Here is a 4,884-nt window from a genome sequence, read left to right on the forward strand (position 1 = left end):
ATATACCTTATCCTCTTTATAGGGGGGTACGATGTTTATTCCGAGTTCCATGTCTTAAAGATTTAAGGTTTGACATTATTTTTGACCCATGTTAGGGACCCCGAAACTCAGACGGCCTAATAAGTGTGTCTATAGTGAGTTATCGACAACTTACGCACTTAGACACTTACGCACTTGGGCACTATTAAATATGGCAGATGCAAGAAAACAAAAGAAACTTAAATGTGGGCGCCACTTATCCTCGCTCAAACGCGCCCGTCAGGATATAAAAAGGACCGCACGCAACACCGGCAACCTTTCGACAATGCGCACGGCAATCAAAAAGGTGAAAAAGGCGATCGTGGCGAAGAACAAAGAAGCCGCTACAACCGCTTTAACGGCCGCCATTCCCGTTATCGCAAAATCGGCCAACAAGAACGCCACAAATATGAGAACCGCTTCGCGTTATATCTCGCGCCTCACGGTGGCTGTTAACCGGCTGTGATCAACTCTCTCACGCATCTTTCGAGTATCGTCTCTTTGGGAAGTTTACTTGATTTTAAGAGCTTGTCCGTCTGATATAATCTTTTAAAGGTCTTCTTGAGCTCACGCCACTGATACATCTTTGACTGTGCCACATATTTATCGACAAAGAACGGGTTAACTCCCAGCAGTTTCGGAAGCGAGGCCCTATCGACATATTTACCCATTGTGGCCTCTTTCGCCTTGATGAGTATCCTAAAATGGCGGGCAAGCATCGAAAGTATCATTATTTCGTTCTCGTTAAAATCAAAGAGCCTTTTTAGCAACCGGAGTGATTCTTTAAGGTCCCTGCGCCCTACCGCTTCAGTAAATTCAAAAACGTTCTTTCTACCCGTTTCTGTAAGGACCGTTTCTACATCTGCCATATCTATCGTCTTTTTCTTTCCTATATATAACATGATCTTGTCGATGGCGCCCGCCAACTCACCCAGATTATTTCCCACCAGGTCGGCCATGATATTCGCCGCCTCCATGGACATCTGCCGCCCCCTATTTGAAGCCTCCATCCTTACCCAGTCCGGAAGCTTGTCATCATACAACGGCTTACATTCTATTACCGCGGCCTTGTCGGAGAGAATCTTTGCAAAACCGGTCCTGCCGTCGGCCTTTTCCGCGGAAAAGACTATTGTGGATGTTTTGGAAGGATTTAAAAGGTACTTTGCGAGAGGTTTCGTATCGGTCATCTTGTCGGCCTCGGTAACAAGAATGAGACTGTGTGTCGTCCACATCGGAAGGGTTCCGGCGCATGAAGTGATCTCTGCAAGGTCCGAATCCTTTCCGGAGAATCTGTCGGGTTCAAAAGAGTCGCCGGCGATATTTTTGACGTATTCCCTGACTCTACCTATGGCCGTCGAAACAAGGTAGCCTTCGGCGCCGTAAATAAAGTAGACCGGCCTCAGCGTTTTGTTGCGAAGTTCACGGTCTAAATCGTGTATAGTTAATTTAGGCATACATTGTTTCCTCCCCTTACAAAGGAGGGGGAATCAGACAACAATACTAACTAATCGCCCTCTGACATATATAACCTTCTTGGGAACCTTTCCCTCTAAATAACCTGTCACCTTTTCAGATGCAAGGGCCTGTTTCTTGATATCCTCCTCGGAGATGTCTGGCGCCACCTCTAATTTATCGCGCAACTTGCCGTTGACCTGAACGACTATGAGCATCTTCTCCTCCTTCACCTTCTCGGGGTCGTACGAAGGCCACTTTACCTTGATGATGGTCTCTTTGTGGCCGGTGAGATGCCAGAGCTCTTCCGCCATGTGCGGCGCGAACGGCGAGATGAGAAGCACAAGGGTTTCAACGGCGTGACTCGTGACTCGTGATTCGTGATTCGCACAAAGATAGTTCACGTATTCCATTATGGCCGAGATCGCGGTGTTATAATGAAAGCGTTCGATATCTTCAGTAACGCGTTTGATCGTCTTGTGGATCCAACGTTCAAGCTCATTTCCAAGCCTTTCTTCTCTCTTCCTTCCACCTTCTTCCTTCGTCACCAACCTCCACACTCTGTTTAGAAATCTCCAGCATCCGTCTATCCCGGCATCGCTCCATTCAAGGTCTTTTTCCGGGGGTGAAGCGAATAGGATAAAGAGGCGCGCTGTATCGGCGCCGTATTTTTCGATGATCCGGTCCGGGTCCACAATGTTGCCGCGGGACTTGGACATTGCGCTTCCACCCAACGTCACCATCCCTTGCGTTAAAAGATGTTTCACCGGTTCGTTTGACTTGCTGAACTCAACGAATCCGAGGTCGCGCAGGACCTTCATGTAGAACCTGCAATAGAGAAGATGTCCCACCGCATGTTCGATGCCGCCGATATATTGGTCCACAGGCATCCAGTATTTGGCCGCCTCCGGGTCTACGGGCCCTTTGCTATATTTTGGCGAACAATAACGCAGAAAATACCAGCTTGATTCAACGAAGGTGTCCATGGTGTCGGTCTCGCGCTTGGCGGCACCTTTGCACTTTGGGCACTTGCAATTTATGAATTTTTCAAGCTTTGCAAGCGGCGACCCGCCCTCGCCGGTAAGCTCAATGTCTTCAGGAAGCGAAACTGGAAGCTCTTTTTCGGGGACGGGCACGATACCGCACTTTTCGCAGTATACGATGGGTATAGGAGCCCCCCAATATCGCTGACGGCTGATACACCAATCCTTCAACTTATAGTTTATGGTTTTATCCCCAACCCCTTGTTTTTTAAGCGCATCTATTATTGCTATCTTGGCGGCCTCATTGCCCATACCTGTAAACTCGCCAGAATTGATAAGCGTGCCGGGACCCTCATAAGCGCCGTTCGCCGTGCGTTGCTCGCCCTGCGCAGGCTTGATCACCTCTTTTATGGGGAGGCTATATTTCTTTGCGAATTCAAAGTCTCGCCGGTCGTGGGCAGGAACCGCCATTACGGCTCCGGTGCCGTAATCCATCAATACAAAATTGGCGGCATAGACAGGCATATCTAGCCCCGTGACAGGATTGACGCAATATGCGCCGGTAAAGACGCCGTCCTTCTCATAATTGCCCAGGAGTCTATCCATGCGCCCTATCTTGGAGGTGCGCTCTCTAAACGCCTTGATGTTGGCCTCTTCCGGTGTTCCTTTGGAAAGCCCTTCGACAAGGGGATGCTCCGCCGCAAGGCTCATGAACGTGGCGCCAAAAAGAGTATCGGGTCGTGTGGTAAATACATCGACCACTTGATCTTCCCTCCCCTCCTTACAAGGGAGGGAAAATTTTATCAGGGCCCCTTCGCTCTTTCCTATCCAGAGCTTTTGCATGTGGGTAACGCGTTCGGGCCAGCCTTTGAGCTCTTTGTCGATATCTTCCAAAAGTTCTTCGGCATAAAGAGGGATCCTTACGAACCACTGGGTCATCGGCTTTAGCGCAACATCGTTGTCGCAGCGCCAGCACTTCCCCCCCTCGGCCTGTTCGTTGGCAAGAACGGTCTTGCAGGTGTCGCACCAGTTAAGCATCGCGGTCTTTCGCGTTACTATACCCTTCTCGTACATCTTCAGGAATACGAGTTGCTCCCATTTGTAATAGTCGGGCGCGCACGTTGCAACTTCGCGGTCCCAATCGTAGGAGATGCCTAATTTTCTGAACTGCTTCTGCATGTAGGCGATATTTTCAAAGGTCCATTTGCCTGGATGGGTCTTGTTCTTTATAGCGGCGTTCTCTGCGGGCATGCCGAAGGCATCCCAGCCTATCGGGTGAAGAACGTTGAATCCCTGCATTATCTTATAGCGGGCGATCAGGTCGCCTATCGAATAGTTTCGCACGTGCCCCATGTGAAGACGGCCCGACGGATACGGTAGCATCTCAAGGACGTAATACTTAGGACGCTTCTTCTCCTCCTTGGCCTTAAAGAGGCCATTCTTTTCCCACTCTTTTTGCCACTTGGGTTCGATCTCTCTCGGATTATAATCTTGCATAGATTTTCCTTTTTAAGTAGTGGGATTTAATATGAAACCGTTCAAAATCTCAATACTAATCTTGTTGTCAACTCTTTTCGCGAGAAATACCCTTGCTCAGGAATACAAAATGATTTTCTGGTATCCGGGCGAAGCCGGGACCACTGTCGATGCACAGGGGGCCATAGGCCCCTTCTTTGACTATATAAATCAAAGGATAACACCCGATAAGATCACCGGAGGATATTTCAACAACGTCCCCGAAGGCGCCGCTTACATCAAAAGTTCAAGACCGGCGTTCGGCATCATAAGTTTTGCCGCATATGCCATGAACGACAAGGCGCTCGGCCCGAACACCAAACTTTTGCAAACGCTCCCCCTCCCTTCCGGCAAACCGTACGAGAACTATGTTGTGGTGGGAAAGGGGAAACCCCCTTTGGACTGGGACGGAGCGATACTTCATTCAAAGCAACCGCTAACGGGCGAATTCATCTCAAAATTCATTCTTAACGAAAAGGTCGCGAATTTAAAAGTTGAACGGATACATAACATCCTTCCGACATTAAAGAATATTTCGGCCGGCACGCTTAAAGGCGGAGCGATCCTTCAGCCGATGGAATATTTCACTCTCAAAAGCATCAGTCAGCCGTGGGCCAAAGAACTCACCGTCTGGACGACCTCGCCGCCCGTCCCTTCGGCGCCGATTGTTGCCTTTGGTGAACAACCGGCAACGCAAAAGATAAAAGATATACTTTTGAAGATGGGCGCAGATCCGGAGGCAAAAGAGATGCTCAGAACGCTCAGACTTAAAGGATTTGCACAATAAAAAATCTGCTATTTTCCGCTTGCAACCCATTAATAATCATAGGGCACCTCTAAAAACCCGTAAATTGCTCGTTCGTCCTGAGCCTGTCGAAGGATGAACCGTTATAAATCAACGTGTTGCAATTTTCAT

Annotated in this window: 4 protein-coding genes; 2 read left to right on the forward strand and 2 right to left on the reverse strand. The window is 48.9% G+C overall.

The features are described from left to right. The first annotated feature begins 190 nt into the window (after positions 1 to 190). Positions 191 to 484, forward strand: a complete 294-nt coding sequence (gene rpsT / locus COV46_07845) for a 30S ribosomal protein S20 (GenBank protein PIR16561.1) — start codon at positions 191 to 193, stop codon at positions 482 to 484. Here rpsT and holA read toward each other — a convergent pair. Beyond that, on the reverse strand, positions 471 to 1,472 hold the full coding sequence (gene holA, locus COV46_07850) for a DNA polymerase III subunit delta (protein ID PIR16562.1): 1,002 nt from the start codon (positions 1,470 to 1,472) through the stop codon (positions 471 to 473). The two genes, rpsT and holA, sit on opposite strands and share 14 nt — an antisense overlap. 33 nt (positions 1,473 to 1,505) lie before the next feature. Beyond that, positions 1,506 to 3,950 carry a leucine--tRNA ligase gene (locus COV46_07855; protein ID PIR16563.1) on the reverse strand — a complete coding sequence of 815 codons (2,445 nt, stop codon included), beginning with the start codon at positions 3,948 to 3,950 and terminating at the stop codon, positions 1,506 to 1,508. Between the two features lie 31 nt (positions 3,951 to 3,981). Here COV46_07855 and COV46_07860 point away from each other — a divergent pair, with 31 nt between their 5' ends. Then, complete coding sequence (locus tag COV46_07860; protein ID PIR16564.1) at positions 3,982 to 4,755, forward strand: hypothetical protein; 774 nt, start codon at positions 3,982 to 3,984, stop codon at positions 4,753 to 4,755. Positions 4,756 to 4,884 lie beyond the last annotated feature (129 nt).

The organism is Deltaproteobacteria bacterium CG11_big_fil_rev_8_21_14_0_20_49_13 (assembly GCA_002796305.1).
Classification (GTDB): Bacteria; UBA10199; UBA10199.

What these genes read in the sequence shown, in the direction of transcription:
- COV46_07860 (PIR16564.1), top strand. Translation starts at nt 3,982, where the DNA reads ATGAAACCGTTCAAAATCTCAATACTAATCTTGTTGTCAACTCTTTTC.
- holA (PIR16562.1), bottom strand. Translation starts at nt 1,472, where the DNA reads ATGCCTAAATTAACTATACACGATTTAGACCGTGAACTTCGCAACAAA.
- rpsT (PIR16561.1), top strand. Translation starts at nt 191, where the DNA reads ATGGCAGATGCAAGAAAACAAAAGAAACTTAAATGTGGGCGCCACTTA.
- COV46_07855 (PIR16563.1), bottom strand. Translation starts at nt 3,950, where the DNA reads ATGCAAGATTATAATCCGAGAGAGATCGAACCCAAGTGGCAAAAAGAG.